The sequence below is a fragment of the Microbacterium lacus genome (assembly GCF_044794305.1).
Lineage (GTDB): Bacteria > Actinomycetota > Actinomycetes > Actinomycetales > Microbacteriaceae > Microbacterium > Microbacterium lacus_B.
Window position 1 is genome coordinate 3,024,735 of record NZ_CP084996.1, and the last position, 21,828, is coordinate 3,046,562.

Sequence of the window (21,828 nt, forward strand, 5' to 3'; positions counted from 1 at the left end):
GGTTGCGCCGCAGCGACCAGCCCGCGCGGGTGTGTGCCCCGCAGCGACCAGCCCGCGCGGCTGTGTGCCCCGCAGCAACCAGCCCGCGCGGGTGTGCGCCGCAGCATCCGAAAATTACGAAATGGTCACATCGCGTAATGATGCGACCATTTCTGCGTCTCTTCGCCGTAGGGGTTCACGAACCCGCGAGAAGGGACCCGAGATGACGCTGATCAACGCGCTCGACGACACCGACGAGCTGTCTGACCACAACCTCCTCCAGGCCGTCCGCGACGGCGACGGCCGCGCCTACGGAGTGCTGTGGCAGCGCCACGAACGGGCTGGCCTGGCCGCTGCACGCGCGATCACCTCGAAGTTCGATGCCGACGACATCGTCAGCGAGGCATTCGTGTCGATCCTCCGCACCCTGCAGGCAGGCGGTGGCCCGACCGAGTTGTTCCGCCCCTACCTCTACGCCACCATCCGCAACCTGGCCGCCACCTGGGGGCGCAAGGCCACCGACGTCACCGTTGACTACCTCGACGAACGCGCCGCCACTATCGTCGCCGATGACCCGTTCGAGCAGATCGACGAACGATCCACACTCGCGCAATCCTTCCGCACGCTGCCCGAACGCTGGCGCACACTGCTCTGGTACACCGAAGTCGAAGGAATGAAGCCCCGCGAGATCGCCCCCCTCATGGGAATGACTGCGAACGCCGTGTCGGCTTTGATCTATCGTGCGCGCGACGGACTTCGCAATGCCTGGCTCGAAGCTCACATCGCCGACCCCTCGCGCCCCGAAGAGTGCCGCTGGGTGTGCACACGCGTCGTCACGCAGGGCAAGAAAGCGCTCGCCCGCGCCGACCGCCCGCGCTTCAGCGCCCACCTCTCGTCGTGTGCCGCCTGCCGCATCGTCGCCGCCGACATCGAGCAGGTCTCGACGCGACTGCGCGCGATCCTTCTGCCCGTCGTCCTCGGCAGTGCCGGCGCGGCCGCGATGTTCGGCGCAGAGACGGGCACAGCCGTCGCTGCTGGTTTCGGTGCGGGCGATGGAGTCTCTGCGATCGGATCGACCGGTCCCGAAGCGGGTGCCCACATCCTTTCGTCGACGGATGCTTCCGCCCCCGCCGCGCACGCTCTCGAAGCCGCACTGCACACGGGTGACGCGCTTGCCGTCACGACCCCCGCGAAGTCGACGGGACTCGCCATCGCGGTGAGCTCGGGACTGGTGACCTCGGCCGTCGTGCTCGCCACCGCCGTGTTCGCGCTGATCGGAGCTGTCGAGCCGAGTCAGGAGAGGTCGAACGCCGAATCGGCCGCCGGCGCTGCGCCCGCGGTCGTCGAACTCGCCCCGGTCGTCGCGGAGCCTGTCGTTGAGGCTGCTGTCGAACCGGTCGCGCCTCCGGTTGAGCCGGTTGCACCTGTCGTTCCGGTCGTTCCCGGTGTGCCTGTCGAGCCTGCTGTCGTCGAACGCGTATCGACCGCACCCGCCCCACCCGTGGTGGGTGAGACCGAGCCGATCGGGCCGCGCGAGAACACCCCTTCGGCACCGATCGCCCCCGCGTTCGCGGTCACCACAGTGCTCAGTTCGCCGCTGGCCGTGCTGCCCACGCTCGAGGGAACAGGCACGCCGGGTGCCCGCATCCGTCTCGAAGATGAGCACGGAACCACCCTTGCCGAATCGATCGTCGATGAGGTGGGCGCTTTCGGTCTCAGCGCGGCTCGGGTCGCTGCACGGCAGGGCATGGAGCTGCTCGTCGTGCACAGCCGTGACGGCGCGGTCGACGAGGTCGTGACGCTCGGCGCGATGACCTTCGCCGTGCCGGCGGTCGTCGGCGGCGCCCCGGGAGACAACGTGTCGACCGAACACTCGCGATCCATGGGGTCCGTCGCGTTCGCTCTCGAAGGGCTCGGCGGGCACACGATCGACATGCGGATCGATGACGACCCGACGGTGTACAGCACCACTCTCACCGACGGCGTGGGCGAACTCACGGTGCCCGAACTGCGACTCGGTTCGCACGAAATCACCCTCGCCTACGTCGACCCGCTCACCGGCGCGCGAGGCGTCGAGACGACCACCCGCGTGACCCTTGTCGCCGCGGGGTGAGACCGGTGCGAAGGGTGGAGCGAGCACTCGAAGATGAGGGAATGGTGAGAGTTGCGCGTCTGACCAACGTAATCCTCGCGATCCGCGCCGCACGCCCCTAACGTCAGCACTGGATGTCGCCACCCGCGACTTTCGGTCCCCCACCGCGATCGGCCACAAATCCGATCGCCCTATCGACGTCGATGACGACGCCGTAAGGAGAACGATGTATTCATCCGCAAAGCCGAGGCTCCGCGCCACGGCCATCGCAGCCGGAGCAGTGGTCGCGCTCGCGCTCACCGCTATCCCCACCGGCGCTTTCGCAGCACCCGCAGCAAAGGCCTGTGAAAACCGCAACAACAACACCATCGCGAATCTGCTCGAGTGCGTGAGCGCCGACGGAGTAACCGACCACCTCGAAGCGTTCCAGGCCATCGCCGATGCCAACGGTGGCAACCGTGCGGTAGGCCAGCCCGGCTACGAAGCATCCGCCGACTACGTCATCGACACGATGCGCAAAGCCGGATGGACCGTCACCGAAGACGTCTTCGACTACAACTACATCGCCCCGCCGATCCTGCAGCAGATCGAGCCGATCTCGGCGTCGTTCTTCTCCTACGCCGCCTCAGGCACCGGCTTCGGCAATGTCACCGCAAACGTGGTGCCTGTCGACTACGACAGCGGCAACAGCGGGTGCGAACCGGCCGACTTCGCCGGATTCCCGGCCGGGTCTATCGCGTTGGTCCAGCGTGGAACGTGCCCCTTCGCCCTCAAGGCGACAAATGCCCAGGCTGCCGGCGCGAGCGCCGTGGTCATCGTGAACAACGTCGCCGACGTGCTGTTCCCCAACGTCGGAACGGGAATCACGATCCCCGCGCTCGGCGTCAGCCCTGACATCGGCACCTCGTTGCTCCAGGCCAACTCGGTCGCACGCGTCGCGGTCGCGGCGCCCGTGAACCGTCCGCAGCGCAACATCATCGCTGAGCTGCCCGGACGCAACGACAACAACGTCGTCATGGCCGGCGCGCACCTCGACTCGGTGCCCGCAGGACCCGGCATCAACGACAACGGCTCGGGCTCCGCGGCCCTGCTCGAAATCGGACAGAACCTCTCGAAGCTCAAGCCGCAGAACACGATCCGCCTCGCCTGGTGGGCCGCTGAAGAGGTCGGCCTCGTCGGCTCGGACTCGTACGTTCAGCGCCTCCCGCAGGCAGAACGCGATCGCATCGGGCTCTACCTGAACTTCGACATGATCGCCTCGCCGAACTACATCTTCATGATCTACGACGGCGACGAGTCGGGCTTCGACGCCCCGGTCGCAGTTCCCGAAGGATCCATCCAGATCGAGGACCTCTTCGAGCGCTACTTCACGAGCGTCGGCGAACCGTACGAAGACGCCGAGTTCTCGGGTCGCAGCGACTACTCCGCATTCATCGCGGCGGGCATCCCCTCGGGCGGCCTGTTCACCGGAGCGGAAGCCGTCAAGTCGGAAGAACAGGCATCGATCTGGGGTGGCACCGAAGGCGCGTCCTTCGACCCCTGCTACCACCTGGTGTGCGACACGATCGGCAATGTCAACGCGCACGCGCTCGAGGTCAACTCCGACGCGATCGCCCTCGCGGTGCTCGCGTACTCGTACTCGACAGAGCTCGTCAATGGCGTCGTCGGTCGCTCGATCCCCGGTGGGTTGAATCTTCCGGATGCTGCAGGCCCGGAGGGCACCTTCGGCTCTGACGGCGGACTCGACCACAACCACGATCACGACCACGAGGCCGACGCCGAGTAGGGCTCAGCCTCAACCAAAGAGGCGGGCGGGGCGCTGATGCGCTCCGCCCGCCTCTTGTGTTGGGGTGGTGCTACTCGAACCCGGATGGGATGTCGCTCAGAGCCCCGCGGTCTCGGACGGAGCCTTCGGCGCAGCCGCAGCCTTCGCCGCGCGACCCTTGCGGGCCGCGCGCGTCTGGGTGTACCCGTAGTGGCCGGTACCGCCGTAGCCATAGCCGTACGAATAGGCGTAAGCATCCGGACCCCGCGTCGGCACCATCGACAGCACGACGCCGGCGACCTTCGCCCCCACGGTCTGCAACGCGTCAATCGCACCCGACAACTGGTGGCGGTTCGTGCGACCGGCCGACACCACGACAAGCGCTCCGGACGTTGCTCGGGCAAGGATCGCAGCATCCGTCACCGGCAGAAGCGGCGGAGCGTCACAGAGCACCACGTCGAAGTCGCGCTCGAGCACCTCGAGAAGCGAGGCCATCTGCGTAGAGCCCAGCAGTTCGCTCGGGTTGGGCGGAATCTTTCCCGCCGGAAGCACATACAGCGACCGATCACCCCACGGGAGCATGACATCGCCCACGCGCACGCGACCGATCAGTACGTCAGTCAGACCCGCGCCGCCCTCGATGCCGAGATACTCGGCGACCTTCGGCTTGCGCAGGTCGGTGTCAAGCAGCGCAACCTTCTTGCCGGCATCGGCCAGCGCGATCGCGAGGTTGATCGTGGTCGTCGACTTGCCCTCGCTGGGCACCGACGACGTCACAACGAACGACGAGCGGCCGCCCATGTCGAGGAACTGCAGGTTCGTCCGCAACGCACGGAACGACTCGGCGCGCGGCGACAGCGGGTCGGCGTGCACGATGAGCGGGCGATCCTTGGCCTTCGGGTCGAACGCGATCGCACCGATCAGCGGGGCATCGGTCACGACCTCGACGTCCTGAGGCGTGCGCACGCGCGTGTCGAGCACGGCGCGCAGCACGGCGATACCGATACCGAGAGCGAGACCGATCAGGCCACCCAACACGAGGTTGAGCGGAGGGTTCGGGCTCGACGGAGCCAACGGCGGCAGCGCATCCTTCACGCGCGTCAGCCGCACGGGCGACGTGTCAGAGTCGTTCGGAGTCTCGATCGACTCGACGGCGTTCGTCAGGCTCGCCGCGAGGGCGTTGGCGATTTCGGCCGCGCGCAGGGCGTCGGTGTCTTCGACCGTGATTGTGATCAGCGTCGTGTTCAATGGGCTCGACGCCGATATCGACGTCGCCAGGCGGCTCGCCGTCGTCTCGAGATCGAGCTGCGCGATGACGGGGTTCATCACGATCGGGGTCGTCACGAGGTTTGCGTAGGTCGTCACACGCGACTGCGTGAAGTTCTGGCCCTGCTGCATTTCGGCGACCGTGCCACCGGCCTGCGTCGAGACGAACACGGTCGACTGCGCCTGGTACACGGGGGTGCGAGTCCAGGTGAACAGCGCTGCCAGGGCAAGCCCCAGCGCCGTGGCGACGAGAATGATGATCCAGTTTTTACGCAGGATCCGGATGTAGTCAGTGAGCTCCATGATGCCTCTCGCTTGCGGGCTACGTTCGAGGTGCGTGAACGGTGGGGGAACCCGAGCTTGGTTTCTATCCTGCTAGTAAACGGTTACGCCCTGCTCGCCACGGCGTGACGAGCGTGTTAAGAAGTCGGTCAGCAAGCCGCACGGACGATGCGCTCTACTTCTGTCAAACCCGGTGCCATCTGCTGGGCTGAAAGTTCATAGGTCGCCCACGATCGGCGATACGGGTCGATGACGTCGTCGTCGTCGGGGGAGGCCGGAGGCTGCACCATTCCGCGCCGGGCGGCCACCGCACTGACGGCCGCGCGCAGGCGGGTGGAAGCATCCGCATCAGAATCGGCGACGGATGCCACGGTCTCGCGCACCGCGTCATCAGAGAGGCCTTCGGCCAGGCGCGCGAACTCGCGCACCGTGAACGTCGACCGCAGCCGCGTCGGGGCGAGCTCGGCCACATGACGCCGGTGATCGCGCGTCATCGTGAGGATCAGGTCGGGCGTGGCAAGGTGCCCCTCGGTGAGATAGCGCGAGCGGTGAGTGGGGATGTCTTTGTCGGCCACGCCGAGCTGTGCGGCCAACCGCTGCGCTTCGGGAGTCATCGGCGCAGCCGCCAAACTGCGCGTCCCCGCGCTCGACACGGTCGGATCGAGGTCGGCGAGGCGCGTGTGCAGCAGCAACTCTGCCAGGGGGGATCGGCAGATGTTGCCCGTGCAGACGGTGAGGATCTGGAACACGGACGTAACCTCTCGGCGGTAGCGTGGGGCGCGTGTCGCCCAATTCTATCGATGCCGCGGAGCCCCCTGTGAGCACCCCCGACGCGGCGGATGCTCCGCTGAGACGAACGCGGCGGGGTGAGTTCGGCGATTCTGCCGTTGCGTCGGATGCTTCGATGCATGGCGAATCGGTGGATGGCGAGTCCGCCGTCGGCGGTGCGGCCGAGCCTGAGGCGGGGGAGTCGCCCGAGCGCACGCGCCGACGCGACTGGCGCCTGGGTGGACGCACGGTCGCTCGGTGGCGGGAGCGCGTCCTCGCGCTCGCGCTCATCGCCCTCGGCGTCGGAGTTCTCGGCGGAACAGCCCTCGTCACCTTCGTCAGCGCGTCCTGGGCACCGCTCGTCGCGACCGTCCTGCTGTGGGTCGCGATGCTCATCGCCATCGTCTACGCGTTCGTGCGCTCGCGCCCCGCGGGACTCCTGGGCTTTCGCGCACAAGACCTCGTCTTCGGTCTCGGAATCGGACTGCTTCTTCGCCTGGTGCAAGGGTGGGTGGATGCCGCGACCGGCGGCACCGGAGCCTTCCCGTCGTACCCCACCATCGGCGGGAGCCTGCCGAACGGGTGGCTGTTCAACGACGTCATCGCCACCGTGCTGATCGCTCCGGTGATCGAGGAGTTCTTCTTCCGCGGGGTCATCCTCGTCGCGCTGTACACCCTGCTGCGCCGGCCCGTCGGCAAGATCGTCGCGGCCGCCGTCGCGGCCGTGGCCAGCACCGGGATCTTCGTACTCGTGCACGCCCTCGGCGGTGCGCTCGCGGTGGATCAGGTGATCTCGCTCACGGTGGTCGGCCTCGTCTGCGCCTCGCTCGTGCTGCTCACGGGCCGTATCTGGCCGGCGGTCCTCGCCCACGTGGTCTACAACGGCACGTACGTCGTGCTCGCCCTGATCGGCACCTACGCGGGGTAGCGCGCGCATGGCCGGGCAGAAACTCGCCCGTGTAAACTGAGCGCCGCCCCTGCCGCGACGTGAGGAATGGCGAGCATGAAACCCGTCCCCGCACCCGACGCCGACGGCGCGAAGGACAGCGTCGACGGTGCTTCGCGCACCCCCGAGCAAGAGCGTGCTGACGCGCTCGCCGCCTTCTTCGGAACCTCGAAGGCCTCCGAGTCGATCTTCACTGCTCCGGATGCTGCGACCACCCCTGCGCCCGCGGGTACCGCCCGCCCGCCCATCGACGACGGCCTCGCGGCCCTCTTCGGACGCGCCGCCGCAGGCACTTCGGTGCCCGCGCCCGCGCCGCGGCCCGCACCGGTGGTCGAGGCTGCGCCGGTGGCAGAGCCTGCGCCCGTGGCGGAGCCTGCACCCGTGGCGGAGCCGCAGCCCGTGGCGGAGCCTGCGCCCGAGCCCTCACCGGCAGCAGCCGTCTTCGCGCCGATGCGGGCGCAGCGCGCCGCTGCCGCCGAGGCCGCCGAGGTGCCCCCGGTCGAGCACGCCGCAACCCCCGCTCCTGGATCGCGGTTCGAGGTCGCCGAGCCCGTCGACGACATCTTCGTGCCGGTCTGGGAACCCCCGCTCGAAGAACCCGACAGTGCGGCCGAGCCGACCGCGGCGCTGGCCTTCGGGGTGGCGGCAGCATCCGTCGTCCCTGAGTCATCCGCACCCACGGGGGACTTCCAAGAACTGGCGTTCGAACCCTTCTCGCCAGTCCCGGCACCGTCCGCCGAGTCCTTCGAGACGCCCGTACCTGCTTCGCCCGCACCTGCTTCGCCCGCACCTGCTTCGGCCCCACTGGCCGAGGGTCCGTCGGACTGGGAACTCCTGCTGCGCGGTCACCAGGTCGACGACCAGCCCGCACCCGTCGCGCCCACCGTTGCTCTCCCGGCTGCGGCCGTCGCCGCCACGGCCGCTACCCAAGCCTTCGCCCCTGCGTCTGAGTCGAAGCCCGCGAAGCAGCCGAAAGAACCGAAGCAGCCGAAAGAACCCAAGCCCGCGAAAGCTCCGAAAGAATCGCGCGCGGCAGGACCGGTCCGCGGAGAGTTCGCCCCCGCGCCGCGCCGCGGCATGGCGGGCTGGTCACAGCGCACGTGGTGGGCGGTCGCGGCATCCGTCGTCCTCATCGCCGGCGTCGTCGTCGGATCCGTCGTGGTCTCGCAGAACATCGCCGCGAACAACCGCGTCACCGCCGCTGTCGCAGGTTTCACCGACGCGACGTCGGGAATCTCTGGCGCGCAGGGGCGGCTCGACACCGCCGTCGCGGCATACGACGAAGCACTCGTCTCAGCACAGGCGGCTGCCGACAGCGCGGGCCCGGCCCTCGCCTCGGTCGCCGGCATGGCAGACCCCGTCACCCTCGACCCGGCGAACGCGGCCCACGCCGACCTCGTCGCGACGCTCGCCGCCGCACCGCCGCCGGTCCTTCCCGAAGAGTTCGACAGCCCCGACTTCTCGGATGCCACTGCCGATGACATTTCTTCGATCGCCGCCGCGGCCGAAGCCGCTGAGGCATACATGATGGAGGTGCAGAGCGCCGTGGCTGCCGTCGAAGCAGCGACCGCCGGCATCACCGCGAAAGTGACCGCGCTCGCCGCCGCACAGCAGGCGCTCGGCGCCTCTCTGCCTGCGACCGCCGCCGGCATCGTCGAAGAGAACGATGAGGCTGAGCAGAGCTTCCGGGATGCTGTCACCGGCGCCGCGCTCGCTGTCGGCGCAGCACAGGCCACGGGTGCGTCGGGGGATGCTGAGCTTCAGGCCTACGCCGGAGCGGTCACCGCCCTGCGTGCCGACCAGGAGCGCGCCGTCGAAGAGGCCCGCAACGCCTACCGCCCACCGGTGGGCCCCGCGCCGCTTCCCACCCCGACGACGGATCCGGCGCCGCCCGAGACAACTCCGCCGGACAGCGGGACACCTCCTGGTGACGGCACGACCCCGCCGGGCGACGGAACCACGCCGCCGGGCGATACCCCGTAGCAGTCACACCGCCGCGCGCGTTTTGGGCGCAGCATCCGCATGCCGTATGCTGGATCCTTGGTGCCTGCGCCCTGCTGGCTGGGCACCGCGAACGTGAGCCCTCCACTGGCGTGTTCGACCTTCGTCGAAGAGCGAACCACCCCGGAGTGGGATTCACGAACATCTCCGTTCGAATCAAGAAAGCAGCACTATTGTGACGCGCACATACACCCCCAAGGCTGGCGAAGCTCAGCGTGAGTGGCTGGTCATCGACGCCACCGACGTCGTTCTCGGCCGGCTCGCGAGCCACGCGGCAACCCTGCTCCGCGGCAAGCACAAGGCGACCTTCACCCCCCACATGGACATGGGTGACTTCGTCATCATCATCAACGCCGAAAAGGTCGCCCTCACCGGTCAGAAGCTGACCAAGAAGAAGGCCTACCGTCACTCCGGTTACCCGGGTGGACTCAAGTCGGTCACCTACGACGAGCTCCTGACGAAGAACCCCGAGCGCGCCGTCGAGAAGGCCGTCCGCGGCATGCTCCCCAAGAACAGCCTGGGCGCTGACCAGCTGCGCAAGCTCAAGGTGTACCGCGGTGCCGAGCACCCCCACGCCGCGCAGACGCCGAAGACGTACACCCTCGACCAGGTCGCCCAGTAAGCGCCGCTCAGACTCCGAAGACTAAGGACACACTCGTGGCGAACATCGAAGAGACCCCCGACAACTACTCAACCGAGACCCCCGTCGACCAGACCGCAGCAGCCGTTGCCGAGCGCCCCGTGCTCTCGGTTCCGGGTGCAGCCGTCGGCCGCCGCAAGGAGGCGATCGCCCGCGTGCGCATCGTCCCCGGCACGGGCGTCATCACCATCAACGGCCGCACGTTCGAGGACTACTTCCCGAACAAGCTGCACCAGCAGCTCGTGAAGGACCCCTTCACCGTGCTCAACCTCACTGACGCGTACGACGTCATCGCCCGCATCTCGGGTGGTGGCCCCTCGGGTCAGGCCGGCGCGCTGCGCCTCGGCATCGCTCGTTCGCTGAACGGCATCGACGAGGAGAACAACCGCCCGACCCTGAAGAAGGCCGGCTTCCTCTCGCGTGACGCACGCATCAAGGAGCGCAAGAAGGCAGGGCTGAAGAAGGCCCGCAAGGCTCCTCAGTACTCGAAGCGCTGATCGGCTCCGCTCCGATGCCGCTTTTTGGCACGGACGGTGTGCGGGGCCTCGCCAATGGGCCGGTCCTCACCGCCGATCTCGCACTCACCCTGGCCCAGGCGACTGCTGTCGTCCTGGGCCAGGGCCGTACTGCCGAGGCCCGCAAGGCCTCGGGCAAGCGACTCACCGCAGTCGTTGCCCGCGACCCCCGCGTGTCGGGGCACTTCCTCAGCGCTGCCGTCGAAGCGGGGCTTGCCTCGTCCGGGGTGGACGTGCTCGACGCGGGCACGCTGCCGACCCCGGCCACGGCGTACCTCATCGCCGATCGTGACGCCGACTTCGGTGTGATGATCTCGGCCTCGCACAACCCGGCGCCCGACAACGGCATCAAGATCTTCGCCCGCGGGGGAGTGAAGCTGCCCGACATCGTCGAGCAGCGCATCGAAGCCGCGATGGCGGGGCCCAAGCTCCAGCCGACCGGCGCCGACGTCGGACGCATCTCGCGCTTCGCCGACGCCGAAGACCGCTACGTCCTGCATCTCCTCGGATCCCTGCCGCATCGCCTGGAAGGCCTGCATGTGGTGTTGGACTGCGCGCACGGCGCAGCATCCGGAGTCTCTCCCGAAACCTTCCGCGACGCGGGCGCTCAGGTCACCGTCATCGGCGCCGACCCCGACGGTCTCAACATCAACGACGGTGTGGGCTCGACCCACCTCGACCTTCTCGCCGAAGCCGTGGTTGCGGCCGGCGCAGACGTCGGGATCGCTCACGATGGCGACGCCGACCGCTGTCTGGCGGTGGATGCCTCGGGCAACATCGTCGACGGAGACCAGATCATGGCGATCCTCGCGGTGGCGATGAAGCAGCGTGGAGCGCTCGCGAAAGACACCCTGGTCGCGACCGTCATGAGCAACCTCGGACTGCACCGGGCGATGGCCGATCACGGCATCACCGTGTTGCAGACCGCGGTCGGTGACCGCTATGTGCTCGAATCCATGGACGAGGGCGGCTATTCGCTCGGGGGCGAGCAATCCGGTCACGTGATCATGAGCGAGTTCGCCACGACCGGCGACGGCCTGCTCACCGGCCTGCACATCATGGCCGAGATGGCCCGCACGGGTAAGACGCTGACCGAGCTGGCCTCGATCATGACCGTGTACCCGCAGGTGCTCATCAACGTGCGCGGAGTTGATCGGACCTTGGCTTCTACTGACCCGGGTGTCGCTGAGGCTGTCGCCGCGGTCTCAGCCGAGCTCGGCGACTCGGGGCGTGTGTTGCTCCGCCCGAGCGGCACCGAAGAAATGGTGCGGGTGATGGTCGAGGCATCCTCCGCCGACGTCGCCCAGCGGCACGCCGACGAACTCGCGGCCGTCGTGCGCGAGCGTCTCGCGCTGTAGCGGGGCTCTTCAGCCCTCTTCGGGCTCGAACGTGGACTGCTCGCCCGTGTGGCCGGCGGCCACGCCGTCGGGATGGTTCGGGATCGTGCCGTCCTTGCCGAGCCCGCCGGGCTTCTCTTCGCCGTCCGGATCGGTGGCTGCGTCGGTGTCGGAGCCCTCGCCCGTCGGGGTCTCGATGTCGGGACCCTCGAAGGATGCGTCGTCGTCGCCGTGCACTGTGCTGTCAGTCATGCCTCGACTTTAGGCACCGGCCGCGGTTCGTGACAGTGGGTGGCGCCGAGGACCCCGGCGTGCTACAGGCGGAGTGCGGGGAGAATTCAAACTTGGTCTTGACGCGGCCCCGACGTCGGGACGATAATCTCTCACACGAGATAAATCGATTTATCACAAGGATGTGAGAAATGGTCAGGGCCCGGATCTCCGACGTCGCCGCGGCGGCAGGCGTGTCGGTCACGACCGTGTCGCTTGTGATGAACGACGTCGAGTCCCGCATTTCTGAAGAGACCCGCAAGCGAGTGCGCGAAGCGGCGCGAGCTGTCGGCTACGCGCCGAGCTCGGTCGCGCGGGGGCTGCGCACGCAACAGACGCGCACTGTCGGGCTCATCTCTGACCAGATCGCGACGACCCCGTTCGCGGGCGACATGCTCGCTGGCGCGCAGGACGCAGCGCGAGAGAACGGGCACCTCCTCTTTCTCATCGACACCGGTGGGGATACCGCGATCGAAGCAGACGCCATCCGCGCGCTCCAGGCGCAGCAGGTCGACGCGCTCATCTACGCGTGCATGTGGCACCAGGTGGTGCCGGCACCGGTCGGACTGCCCGAAGGCTCGGTCTTTCTCGACTGCCGGCCCGAGAACGGGGGTTTCCGCTCGGTTGTGCCCGACGATCGCGCCGGGGGCGCCGCGGCCGTGCGCGAGCTGGTCGCTGCGGGGCATCGGCGCATCGCCTACATCGACACAGACGACAACCCCATCGCCTCCACCCTGCGGCACGAGGGCTACCTCGAAGTTCTCACCGAGGCCGGGATCCCCGTGGATCCGGCGCTCCACGTGCACGGGGCGACGACCGCTCGCGGTGGGCGCGCCGCTTTCGAGCAGCTGCTCGGCCTTCCCGAAGATCAGCGACCCACCGCCATCTTCTGCTTCAACGACCGCATGGCCGTCGGCGTATACATCGCCGCCCACCGTCGCGGCCTCGAGATTCCGCGCGACCTGTCCGTCATCGGCTACGACGACCAACAGCTGATCGCCGCGGAGCAGGATCCTCCCCTCACCACCATCGCGCTACCGCACTACGACATGGGTCGATGGGCGATGGAGGTTGCGCTCGGCGTCCGCGCAGAGGGGGATGAGGACGCCGCCCACCAAATGAAGTGTCCCGTCATCAGGCGAGACTCCGTAGGCCCGCCGCCGGCGCAAGTCGCCAAACCGAACCGGCGACGGGCTTCACACACCGAATGACTGCCATAGGCAGTCTCCGAAAGTGACCGCCGCGCGCGTCGGTCACCAACAAAAGGAAACCACAGAAAATGCGCAGAACAACGCCGATACTCGTATCGATGGGAGTGGTCGGGGCGTTGGCCCTGACCGGATGCGGCCAGGCCGGGCAGGGCGAGTCCACGACTGCCGACGGTCGAATCCCGCTCACCATGTGGACCCACTCCGCCGGTAACCCGGCCGAGCTCGAGGTCTATGAACGTATCATCTCGGACTTCAACGCCTCGCAGGACGAGTACGAAGTCGTGAACGAGTCGTTCCCGCAGGGCGCCTACAACGACGCGATCGTGGCGGCCGCGGCATCCGGCGATCTTCCCTGCCTTCTCGACCTGGACGGCCCGATCATGCCGAACTGGGCATGGGCCGGCTATCTTCAGCCGCTCGAGTTGCCGACTGAACTCACCGACTCGTTGCTGCCGACCGCCGTCGGAGTATGGGACGGCGAGATCTACTCGGCCGGATACTGGGACGCCGCGCTGTCGATCTTCGCCCGCGAGTCGGTGCTCGAGGCAAACAGCATCCGGGTCCCGACGGTCGAAGAGCCGTGGACGGCCGATGAGTTCAACTCAGCACTCGCCACACTGAAGTCCGCCGGTTACGAGACGCCCCTCGACATCGGCGCCGAAGACGCCGGAGAGTGGTGGCCCTACGCCTACTCGCCGTTCCTGCAGAGCTTCGGCGGCGACCTCATCGACCGCTCGACCATGCTCACCTCCGACGGTGCGCTCAACGGTGAGGACGCAGTCGCATGGGGGGAATGGTTCGCCGGACTCTTCGCCGACGGATTCGCGAGCAACAGTGGAACGATCGGCAACCAGGAGTTCATCGACGACGAAGTCGCGCTGAGCTACACGGGTGTCTGGAACGCCGTCACTGCGCTCGACGCGGTCGGCGACGACCTGCTGATCCTGCCCCCGCCGGACCTGGGCAACGGTCCCAAGATCGGCGGCGGCTCGTGGCAGTGGGGCATCTCGTCGGAGTGCAACGACGCCGACGGTGCCCGCGCCTACCTGGAGTTCAGCTTCCAGGACGAGTACATCACCGAGTTCGCCGACAAGCAGGTCGTGATTCCCGCGACCGAGGCTGCTGCGCAAGCCTCGCAGTACTTCGGTGACAACGGCGCGCTGCGCCCGTTCGTCGAGTTCTCGCAGGAGTACGCCGTCTTGCGTCCCGAGACACCGGCCTACGCGGTCATCTCGAGCACCTTCGAAACGGCCGCGAAAGACATCATGAACGGCTCCGACGTGCAGCAGACGCTCGACCGTGCCGTCTCCGAGATCGATGCGAACATCGCGTCGAACGACGGCTACGGCTTCCAGTAACCCGCTGCGCCGGCGGGGGCTCATCCGTCCCCGCCGGCGCATCATCTCTCAGAGAGACATGCCATGACTGTCACACCTCCGACGGTCGCAGCCGAACAACCTCGGCGCGCCTCCCGTCGCTTCCGCTCCATCCGGGGCCGTGAGACCTGGGCAGGACTGGGAATGATCGCACCCGCTGCGGCACTCCTCATCCTGTTCCTCATCATCCCGGTGATCCTCGCTTTCACCCTGTCGTTCACCAACGCGCGGCTGATCTCGCCGAACCCGCCGCGGTTCGTGGGCTTCGACAACTTCATCCGCGCCTTCACCGCCGACCCCGTGTTCGTCCAGTCGATCGGCAACACGGTGCTCTTCGCGCTCGTCGTCGTTCCCGTTCAGGCGGGCCTGGGACTGCTCCTGGCGGTGCTGGTGAACCGGCGCATGCGAGGGGTCACCGCCTTTCGCGTGATCTTCTTCATTCCCGTCGTCACCTCGATCGTCGTGGTGTCGATTCTGTGGAAGTTCATGTACCAGAAGGACGGCCTCATCAACTCGATGATCGACGCGGTCACCTTCGGTGCGTGGGAGGGGACCGACTGGCTCAACAACCCGGACACGGCCCTGGGCGCCATCATCGTCCTGTCGATCTGGCAAGCCGTCGGCTTCCACATGATCATCTGGCTGTCGGGCCTGCAGACGATTCCCGAAGAGCTGTATGAAGCAGCCCGAATGGATGGCGCCAGCCCCTGGCGCCAGTTCACCAACGTCACCTGGCCGGGCCTGCGTCCCACGATGGTGTTCGTCCTGGTGACCATCACCATCGCCGCCCTCGGATTGTTCGTTCAGGTCGACGTCATGACCCAGGGCGGCCCGAACGGCTCGACCTCAACCATCGTCTTCCACGCGGTGCGCAAGGGCTACGAACAGCAGGAGATCGGCTACGCAGCCGCCATCTCGCTCATCTTCTTCGTCGCCGTGCTCGCCATCGCGCTCATCCAGCGTCGCCTGACGCGAGAGAAGGACTGAGAGATGTCCACTACGAAAACCCTCACCACCGCCGGAGGCTCCCGTCGTGGTCGCCGACCCGCGACACCGCAGAGCGAGAAGGCGCACCGCCTACGCGGCAAGGTACTGCTCTACCTCGGCATGTCGCTGTTCGGCATCATTTTCCTCTTCCCGCTCGTGTTCATGTTCGTCTCGAGTCTCAAACCCGACGCGCAGATCCTGCAGGACATCGACTCGCCGATGGCCTTCCTCCCGGTCGGCGACATCAGCCTCGACAACTACTTCGGAGTCTTCGACCGCGTGCCTGTTGCGCAGTTCCTGTTCAACTCGGTGTTCGTCACCGTACTCACCGTGGGCCTCGGATTGATCGTGAACTCCATGGCCGGGTTCGCGCTCTCGCGGTTGGCATGGAAGGGCCGGTTCATCGTTCTGGCCGTCGTCATCGCGACGCTCATCGTTCCGTTCGAGACCATCGCCGTGCCGATGGTCTACTGGGTCGCGCAACTGCCGACGCTCGTTCTGGAAGGCGGAATGGTCAAGTACGACTTCGGCTGGCTCAACACCTACGAAGTGCAGATCGTGCCGTTCATCGCGAACGCGTTCTCGATCTTCCTGTTCACGCAGTACTTCTCGACCATCCCGAAGTCGCTCGACGAAGCGGCGCGGATCGACGGCGCGAGTTGGTTCACGATCTATCGCCGCATCCTGGTGCCCCTGTCGGGACCCGCGTTCGCGACCGTGGCGATCCTGACGTTCCTGCCCGCGTGGAATCAGTACCTCTGGCCGTTGATGGTCGTACAGAAGGAAGAGCTGCGGCCGGTCATGGTCGGCATGCAGTACTTCTTCCAGCTCAACACTGCGTGGGGCGAAGTCATGGCGTACACGTCGCTGATCACTCTGCCGGTGCTGATCGTGTTCCTGATCTTCCAGCGGGCATTCGTCAGCAGCATCGCCTCGAGCGGAGTGAAGGGATGACGCCGCAGCATCCCGTACCCGCATCTTCGTCCGCTCACCCCCGACCCGAAGGATCACCGATGTTCGACCTGCCCGGATCGTGGGTATGGGACTTCTGGTTCGCTGACGACGGCGACCAGTACCACCTGTTCTTCCTCTACGCCTCGCGCGCACTGCACGACCCCGATGCGCGGCACTACCGGGCCTCGATCGGCCATGCCATCTCGACCGATCTGGTCGAGTGGACACAGGTCGCCGACGCGCTCGTGCGCAGCGATGCGCCGGCCTTCGACGATCTCGCCACCTGGACTGGTTCGGTCGTCCGGCATCCTGACGGCACGTGGTTCATGTTCTACACGGGGTCTTCGCTCGCCCCGAACGGCAAGAACGTACAGCGCATCGGCTACGCCACCTCTTCCGACGCCGAGAGGTGGTTCAAGACCGGCGAACCCATTCTCGAGGCCGCGGGGCCCTGGTACGAGACCCTCGACAGTGGGGACTGGCAAGACGAGGCGTTCCGCGACCCGTGGGTGTTCGCCGATCCGGAGGGCAACGGCTGGCACATGCTGATCACCGCGCGCGCGCCGCACGGCCCGATCAACGGGCGGGGAGTGATCGGCCATGCGTGGTCGGCGGACCTGCGCGAGTGGGAGCTGCGCCCGCCGTTGAGTGTGCCCACCGTGCACGGATTCGGGCAGTTGGAAGTGACTCAGGTCGAGGTCATCGACGGGCGTCCGGTGCTCATCTTCTCTTGCCTCGACGAGCACGCCATGGAGTCCCGTCGGGGGCAGGCCGGCGGAACCTGGGCGGTCCCGGCGCAGAGCCTCACCGGTCCGTTCGACATCGACGCGGCCTACCCGCTCACCGACGAGAGTCTGTACGTCGGTCGCCTCTTGCAACGGCGGTCGGACGGCCAGTGGTTGCTCTTCGCATTCCGGCACGCGGACGAGCACGGCGCCTTCCTCGGGGGAATCATCGATCCGATGCCGGTGGCGTGGGAGGGTGACCGCCTCGTCGTCCAGGGGGCGTAGCTCGGGCAGCAGGCCCCGGCAGGCTGAGGGCGAACCTCAGTCCACGGTCTCGAGGTAGCGCAGCAGAACTCCCTCGCGCAGCGCCCAGGGACTCACCTCGAGCGCGTCAACCCCGAGCGCCTTCATCGCCGCGTGCAGCACGACCGCACCGCCGACGATCTGGAACGTCCGCTCGGGAGTGATGCCCGGCAGCTGCTGGCGTGCCTCGGCCGGCATCGCGGCCATGCGCGGGATCCAGCTCTTCAGCCCTGCACGCGTGAGCAGCATGCGGTCGTCGTCGGCCCACCCGGTCAACGGAGTGCCGGCCAGCCGCGCGAGCGACCGGATCGTCTTGGAAGACCCGACCACGACATCAGGCGACGGATGCCCCTGCACGGCCACGACGACGGGCGCCAGCAGTTCGTCGGCATGGGCGCGCAGCGCCGCGAGTTGGTCAGAAGAGGCCGGGTCATCGGGCAGGAACTGCATCGTGACACGGCCCGCGCCGAGCGGCACCGACATCGCGACATCGGGCAATTCGTTCGACCCGGCGGCGATCTCGAGCGAGCCGCCGCCGATGTCGAGCATGAGGATCTGGCCCGCCGACCAACCGAACCAGCGGCGGATCGCGAGGAAGGTATACCGAGCCTCGCCGGGCCCATCGAGTACCTGCAGGGGAGTGCCGGTGACCTCTTCGACCTCGGCGATCGCTTCGGGGCCGTTCGTCGCTTCGCGCAGTGCCGAGGTGGCGATCGTCAAGAAGGCCTCGACCTCGTACTCACTGGCGACGCGGCGGGCTTCGGCCGCGGCATCCGTCAATGCATCAATCCCCTCGCGACTGATCGAGCCGTCCGGTTCGAGGTAGCGCATGAGGCGCAACACGCGGCGAAAAGCCGTGGCGGGCGTGGGGCGATCACCCGGTCGAGCGTCGGCGATGAGCAGGTTGACGGTGTTCGAACCGATATCGAGAACTCCCAGGCGCACGGGCTCAGGCTATCGGCTCGCGACCGGTACGATGGGCGCGATGTCCGTCGAAGACGCCGCCCCGGCCACCACCCTTGCCCACTCGCTGTACCGCGAGATCGATCGCGACGAGTGGTCGCGCCTCGCCGCCGGAATCACCCAACCCCTCAGCGAGACCGAGGTCGTCCAGATCCGCGGACTGGGCGATCGGCTCGACATGGCCGAGGTCGCCGAGGTCTACCTGCCCCTCTCGCGCCTGCTGTCGCTCTACGCCGAGAACACGAAGAGGCTCGGGGCCGAGACATCCGGATTCCTGCGCGAACCCGACACGACCACGCCGTTCCTTGTCGGGGTCGCAGGTTCTGTCGCTGTCGGAAAGTCCACGATCGCCCGTCTGCTGCGCGAACTCATGAGCCGCTGGCCCGATACCCCGCGCGTCGAACTCGTCACCACCGACGGTTTTCTCTACCCGAACGCCGAACTCGAGCGCCGCGGGCTCATGCAGCGCAAAGGCTTTCCCGAGTCGTACGACCGGCGGGCACTGCTCGCCTTTCTCAGCGACCTCAAGAGCGGGGCTCCCGAAGCGCGCGCGCCGTTCTACTCGCACATGCGGTACGACATCGTCCCCGACGCCCACGTGACCGTGCGTCGCCCCGATGTCGTCATCGTCGAGGGCCTCAACGTTCTGCAGCCGCCGGCGTCGCCCAACGGCATCGCCGTGAGCGACCTGTTCGATTTCTCCATCTACGTGGATGCGGATTCCGACCACATCACCCAGTGGTTCTTCGACCGGTTCCTTGCGCTGAAGCACGGTGCGTTCTCGAACCCGACATCGTTCTTCAACAACTACGCGCAGATGTCGGACGCCGAGGCGATCGACTTCGCCCGCGGCATCTGGAACTCGATCAACCTCCCCAACCTCGAAGAGAACGTCCTGCCCACGCGGCACCGCGCGACGCTCATCCTGCAGAAGGCCGAAGGCCACGCGGTGGAGAGGGTTCTGCTGCGGAAGCTGTGACGCGGGTGCGCGCTCAGGTTCTGACCACCGCACCCCCGTAGAATTGGGCGCATGTGTGGAATCGTCGGATACGTAGGACCTCGTCAGAGCCAAGCGATTCTGCTGGCCGGACTCTCTCGGCTCGAGTACCGCGGCTACGACTCCGCCGGCATCGCCGTGATCGATGCGGACGGCGACCTCGAGATGCGCAAGCGCTCCGGCAAGCTCAAGGTGTTGCGTGACGATCTGCTCGCCCACCCCATGCAGGACGGCACGACCGGTATCGGTCATACCCGGTGGGCGACGCACGGCGGCCCGACCGACGCGAACGCGCACCCGCACCTGGCCGATGACGACAAGCTCGCCGTCATCCACAACGGCATCATCGAGAACTTCTCTGAGCTGAAGGCCGAACTCCTCAGCGAGGGTTACACGTTCCGCAGCGAGACCGACACCGAGGTGTCGGCCGTACTGCTCGGACGCGAATACCGCGCGTCGGCCGGCGACCTGGTCGCGGCCTTCCGTGCGGTCGCTGCGCGCCTCGAGGGCGCCTTCACCCTGCTCGCGATGCACGAAGAGCACCCCGGCCTCGTCGTCGGCGCTCGCCGCAACTCCCCGCTCGTGATCGGCCTCGGCGAGGGCGAGAACTTCCTCGGCTCTGACGTCGCCGCCTTCGTCGAGCACACCCGCAACGCGCTCGCGATCGGTCAAGACCAGATCGTCGCCATCACGCCCTCCGGTGTTGAGGTGACTGACTTCGACGGCAACTCGGTCGAGGTCGAGCCGTTCGAAGTGCTGTGGGATGCCTCGGCCGCCGACAAGGGCGGATGGTCCTCGTTCATGGCCAAAGAGGTGTCAGAAGAACCCGAAGCCGTCGCCAACACGATCCGCGGACGCGTTCGTGACGGCCAGATCGTCGTTCCTGAGCTGGACGGTCTGGACGAGCTCTTCACCTCGATCACGCGCATCATCGTGGTCGCCTGCGGCACCGCCGCCTACGCCGGGCTCGTCGGAAAGTACGCGATCGAACAGTGGGCGCGCGTGCCCGTCGACGTCGAGCTCGCGCACGAGTTCCGCTACCGTGACCCCGTGATCGGCCCCGACACGCTCGTCGTCTCGATCAGCCAGTCGGGCGAGACGATGGACACGCTGATGGCGGTCAAGTACGCGCGCGAGCGCGGCGCGAAGACCCTGTCGATCTGCAACACGCAAGGCGCCACGATCCCGCGCGAGTCCGACGCGATCGTCTACACCCACGCCGGCCCCGAGGTCGCCGTCGCCTCGACCAAGGCCTTCGTCGCCCAGATCACTGCGCTGTACCTGTTCGGCCTCCACCTCGGCCGCGTGCGCGGGTCGCTGCCCGAGACAGAGGCCGCCGAGCACGTCCGCGAGCTCGAGGCGATCCCGACGAAGATTCAGCAGATCCTCGACCGTGAGCAGTCACGCATCGACCAGTTCGCGCACTGGATGGCCGACACCCGCTCGGTGCTGTTCCTCGGCCGCCACGTCGGCTACCCGATCGCGCTCGAGGGCGCGCTCAAGCTCAAGGAACTCGCCTACATCCACGCCGAAGGCTTCGCCGCCGGTGAACTCAAGCACGGGCCCATCGCCCTCATCGAGCCGGGCCAGCCCGTGTTCGTCATCGTGCCCTCGCCGCGGGAATCCGCAGAGCTGCACAAGAAGGTCGTCTCGAACATCCAAGAAATCCGCGCCCGCGGGGCTCGGGTGATCGTGATCGCCGAAGAGGGCGACGCGGCCGTGCTGCCGTTCGCCGACGAAGTGCTGCGGATTCCGCTGGCCGGACCCCTGTTCGAGCCTCTCCTCGCGGTCGTGCCGCTGCACATCTTCGCGATGGGGCTCTCGACGGCCAAGGGCCTGGATGTCGACCAGCCCCGCAACCTCGCGAAGTCGGTCACGGTCGAGTAGCGGCATCCGGCGCCGTTGCCTCCGGTTGAGTGTCCAAGACACGCGGAGCCTGTGCGAGTGTGTCCGCGTGTTTTGGACACTGAACCCGGGTGGGAGGGCGAGCAGACGGATGCCGGGGGCCACGGTAGGCGGGATGCTGCGGGATAAAGTGGCGGAGTGCTGAGAAGAGAACGCGCATGATCGTCGGAATCGGCGTCGACCTCGTCGACATCGGGCGGTTCGAGCGCACCATCGAGCGCACACCGAAGTTGCTCGAGCGGCTGTTCTCCCCGGCCGAGCGGTTGCTCAAGCCGCGCTCGCTCGCCGCGCGCTACGCCGCGAAAGAAGCACTCATCAAGGCGCTCGGCGGTTCGGACGGAGTGCACTGGACCGAGATCGAGGTCACGCCCGAGGCATCCGGCCGCCCGTGGTTCACCGTCACCGGATCAACCGCCGACGTCGTCGCGGCGCGCGGAATCACCACTCTCCACCTGTCGATGTCGCACGACGCGGGCCTGGCGACCGCGTACGTGATCGCGGAGTCTGCACGCTTGGAATCAGCACAGTGAGCGGGTTCGCCCCCGG

Annotated in this window: 19 protein-coding genes; 15 read left to right on the top strand and 4 right to left on the bottom strand. The window is 67.3% G+C overall.

The features are described from left to right. The first annotated feature begins 202 nt into the window (after positions 1-202). A complete protein-coding gene (locus tag LG299_RS14260; protein WP_404431364.1) occupies positions 203-2,092 on the top strand; it encodes an RNA polymerase sigma factor in 1,890 nt (629 codons plus the stop codon). A 205-nt stretch (positions 2,093-2,297) separates the two neighbouring features. Beyond that, positions 2,298-3,857: a M28 family metallopeptidase gene (locus LG299_RS14265; RefSeq protein ID WP_404431366.1), complete on the top strand. Its 1,560-nt coding sequence runs from the start codon at positions 2,298-2,300 to the stop codon at positions 3,855-3,857. A gap of 96 nt (positions 3,858-3,953) precedes the next feature. On the opposite strand, the gene LG299_RS14270 is transcribed toward LG299_RS14265, so the two are convergent. Together LG299_RS14270 and LG299_RS14275 are read right to left on the bottom strand one after the other, a co-directional pair. Next, positions 3,954-5,405: a polysaccharide biosynthesis tyrosine autokinase gene (locus tag LG299_RS14270; protein WP_404431368.1), complete on the bottom strand. Its 1,452-nt coding sequence runs from the start codon at positions 5,403-5,405 to the stop codon at positions 3,954-3,956. Positions 5,406-5,533: 128 nt separating this feature from the next. Continuing rightward, positions 5,534-6,133, bottom strand: coding sequence for a low molecular weight phosphatase family protein (locus LG299_RS14275; RefSeq protein ID WP_404431370.1), 600 nt, complete (start codon positions 6,131-6,133; stop codon positions 5,534-5,536). 68 nt (positions 6,134-6,201) lie between these two features. On the opposite strand from LG299_RS14275, the gene LG299_RS14280 reads away from it, so the two are divergent. The 5 genes from LG299_RS14280 (at position 6,202) to glmM (ending at position 11,612) form a co-directional block, all read left to right on the top strand. After that, on the top strand, positions 6,202-7,080 hold the full coding sequence (locus tag LG299_RS14280) for a lysostaphin resistance A-like protein (protein ID WP_404431372.1): 879 nt from the start codon (positions 6,202-6,204) through the stop codon (positions 7,078-7,080). Between the two features lie 75 nt (positions 7,081-7,155). Further along, entirely contained in the window at positions 7,156-9,081 is a 1,926-nt protein-coding gene (locus LG299_RS14285) for a hypothetical protein (RefSeq protein ID WP_404431374.1), read from the top strand. Positions 9,082-9,274: 193 nt separating this feature from the next. Next, entirely contained in the window at positions 9,275-9,721 is a 447-nt protein-coding gene (rplM, locus tag LG299_RS14290) for a 50S ribosomal protein L13 (protein WP_404431376.1), read from the top strand. Between the two features lie 35 nt (positions 9,722-9,756). After that, positions 9,757-10,236 carry a 30S ribosomal protein S9 gene (gene rpsI, locus LG299_RS14295; RefSeq protein WP_404431378.1) on the top strand — a complete coding sequence of 160 codons (480 nt, stop codon included), beginning with the start codon at positions 9,757-9,759 and terminating at the stop codon, positions 10,234-10,236. A gap of 14 nt (positions 10,237-10,250) precedes the next feature. Then, positions 10,251-11,612: a phosphoglucosamine mutase gene (gene glmM / locus LG299_RS14300; RefSeq protein WP_404431380.1), complete on the top strand. Its 1,362-nt coding sequence runs from the start codon at positions 10,251-10,253 to the stop codon at positions 11,610-11,612. Between the two features lie 9 nt (positions 11,613-11,621). Here the strand turns inward: glmM and LG299_RS14305 are convergent, their stop codons facing one another. Continuing rightward, entirely contained in the window at positions 11,622-11,843 is a 222-nt protein-coding gene (locus LG299_RS14305; protein WP_404431382.1) for a hypothetical protein, read from the bottom strand. Between the two features lie 170 nt (positions 11,844-12,013). Here LG299_RS14305 and LG299_RS14310 point away from each other — a divergent pair, with 170 nt between their 5' ends. The 5 genes from LG299_RS14310 to LG299_RS14330 all read left to right on the top strand — a co-directional run bounded on the left by LG299_RS14310 (position 12,014) and on the right by LG299_RS14330 (position 17,399). After that, entirely contained in the window at positions 12,014-13,072 is a 1,059-nt protein-coding gene (locus LG299_RS14310) for a LacI family DNA-binding transcriptional regulator (protein ID WP_404431384.1), read from the top strand. Between the two features lie 68 nt (positions 13,073-13,140). Next, a complete protein-coding gene (locus LG299_RS14315; protein ID WP_404431386.1) occupies positions 13,141-14,430 on the top strand; it encodes an extracellular solute-binding protein in 1,290 nt (429 codons plus the stop codon). Between the two features lie 63 nt (positions 14,431-14,493). Then, the gene (locus tag LG299_RS14320) at positions 14,494-15,435 is read left to right on the top strand and encodes a carbohydrate ABC transporter permease (protein WP_404431388.1); all 942 of its coding nucleotides are present in this window, start codon (positions 14,494-14,496) and stop codon (positions 15,433-15,435) included. A 3-nt stretch (positions 15,436-15,438) separates the two neighbouring features. Continuing rightward, entirely contained in the window at positions 15,439-16,389 is a 951-nt protein-coding gene (locus tag LG299_RS14325) for a carbohydrate ABC transporter permease (RefSeq protein WP_404431390.1), read from the top strand. A gap of 59 nt (positions 16,390-16,448) precedes the next feature. Then, positions 16,449-17,399, top strand: a complete 951-nt coding sequence (locus LG299_RS14330; protein ID WP_404431392.1) for a family 43 glycosylhydrolase — start codon at positions 16,449-16,451, stop codon at positions 17,397-17,399. A 36-nt stretch (positions 17,400-17,435) separates the two neighbouring features. On the opposite strand, the gene LG299_RS14335 is transcribed toward LG299_RS14330, so the two are convergent. After that, the gene (locus tag LG299_RS14335; RefSeq protein ID WP_404431394.1) at positions 17,436-18,362 is read right to left on the bottom strand and encodes a Ppx/GppA phosphatase family protein; all 927 of its coding nucleotides are present in this window, start codon (positions 18,360-18,362) and stop codon (positions 17,436-17,438) included. Positions 18,363-18,402: 40 nt separating this feature from the next. Here LG299_RS14335 and coaA point away from each other — a divergent pair, with 40 nt between their 5' ends. The 3 genes from coaA (at position 18,403) to LG299_RS14350 (ending at position 21,812) form a co-directional block, all read left to right on the top strand. Continuing rightward, complete coding sequence (gene coaA, locus LG299_RS14340; RefSeq protein ID WP_404431397.1) at positions 18,403-19,359, top strand: type I pantothenate kinase; 957 nt, start codon at positions 18,403-18,405, stop codon at positions 19,357-19,359. A 51-nt stretch (positions 19,360-19,410) separates the two neighbouring features. Further along, on the top strand, positions 19,411-21,264 hold the full coding sequence (gene glmS, locus LG299_RS14345; protein ID WP_404431399.1) for a glutamine--fructose-6-phosphate transaminase (isomerizing): 1,854 nt from the start codon (positions 19,411-19,413) through the stop codon (positions 21,262-21,264). Between the two features lie 176 nt (positions 21,265-21,440). Continuing rightward, a complete protein-coding gene (locus LG299_RS14350; protein WP_404431401.1) occupies positions 21,441-21,812 on the top strand; it encodes a holo-ACP synthase in 372 nt (123 codons plus the stop codon). Positions 21,813-21,828 lie beyond the last annotated feature (16 nt).

Excerpts from the sequence above, each read along its gene's own strand:
- LG299_RS14260 (WP_404431364.1), top strand. The coding sequence starts at position 203 with ATGACGCTGATCAACGCGCTCGACGACACCGACGAGCTGTCTGACCAC.
- LG299_RS14265 (WP_404431366.1), top strand. The coding sequence starts at position 2,298 with ATGTATTCATCCGCAAAGCCGAGGCTCCGCGCCACGGCCATCGCAGCC.
- LG299_RS14270 (WP_404431368.1), bottom strand. The coding sequence starts at position 5,405 with ATGGAGCTCACTGACTACATCCGGATCCTGCGTAAAAACTGGATCATC.
- LG299_RS14285 (WP_404431374.1), top strand. The coding sequence starts at position 7,156 with ATGAAACCCGTCCCCGCACCCGACGCCGACGGCGCGAAGGACAGCGTC.
- glmM (WP_404431380.1), top strand. The coding sequence starts at position 10,251 with ATGCCGCTTTTTGGCACGGACGGTGTGCGGGGCCTCGCCAATGGGCCG.
- LG299_RS14305 (WP_404431382.1), bottom strand. The coding sequence starts at position 11,843 with ATGACTGACAGCACAGTGCACGGCGACGACGACGCATCCTTCGAGGGT.
- LG299_RS14310 (WP_404431384.1), top strand. The coding sequence starts at position 12,014 with ATGGTCAGGGCCCGGATCTCCGACGTCGCCGCGGCGGCAGGCGTGTCG.
- LG299_RS14315 (WP_404431386.1), top strand. The coding sequence starts at position 13,141 with ATGCGCAGAACAACGCCGATACTCGTATCGATGGGAGTGGTCGGGGCG.
- LG299_RS14320 (WP_404431388.1), top strand. The coding sequence starts at position 14,494 with ATGACTGTCACACCTCCGACGGTCGCAGCCGAACAACCTCGGCGCGCC.
- LG299_RS14325 (WP_404431390.1), top strand. The coding sequence starts at position 15,439 with ATGTCCACTACGAAAACCCTCACCACCGCCGGAGGCTCCCGTCGTGGT.
- LG299_RS14330 (WP_404431392.1), top strand. The coding sequence starts at position 16,449 with ATGTTCGACCTGCCCGGATCGTGGGTATGGGACTTCTGGTTCGCTGAC.
- coaA (WP_404431397.1), top strand. The coding sequence starts at position 18,403 with ATGTCCGTCGAAGACGCCGCCCCGGCCACCACCCTTGCCCACTCGCTG.
- glmS (WP_404431399.1), top strand. The coding sequence starts at position 19,411 with ATGTGTGGAATCGTCGGATACGTAGGACCTCGTCAGAGCCAAGCGATT.
- LG299_RS14350 (WP_404431401.1), top strand. The coding sequence starts at position 21,441 with ATGATCGTCGGAATCGGCGTCGACCTCGTCGACATCGGGCGGTTCGAG.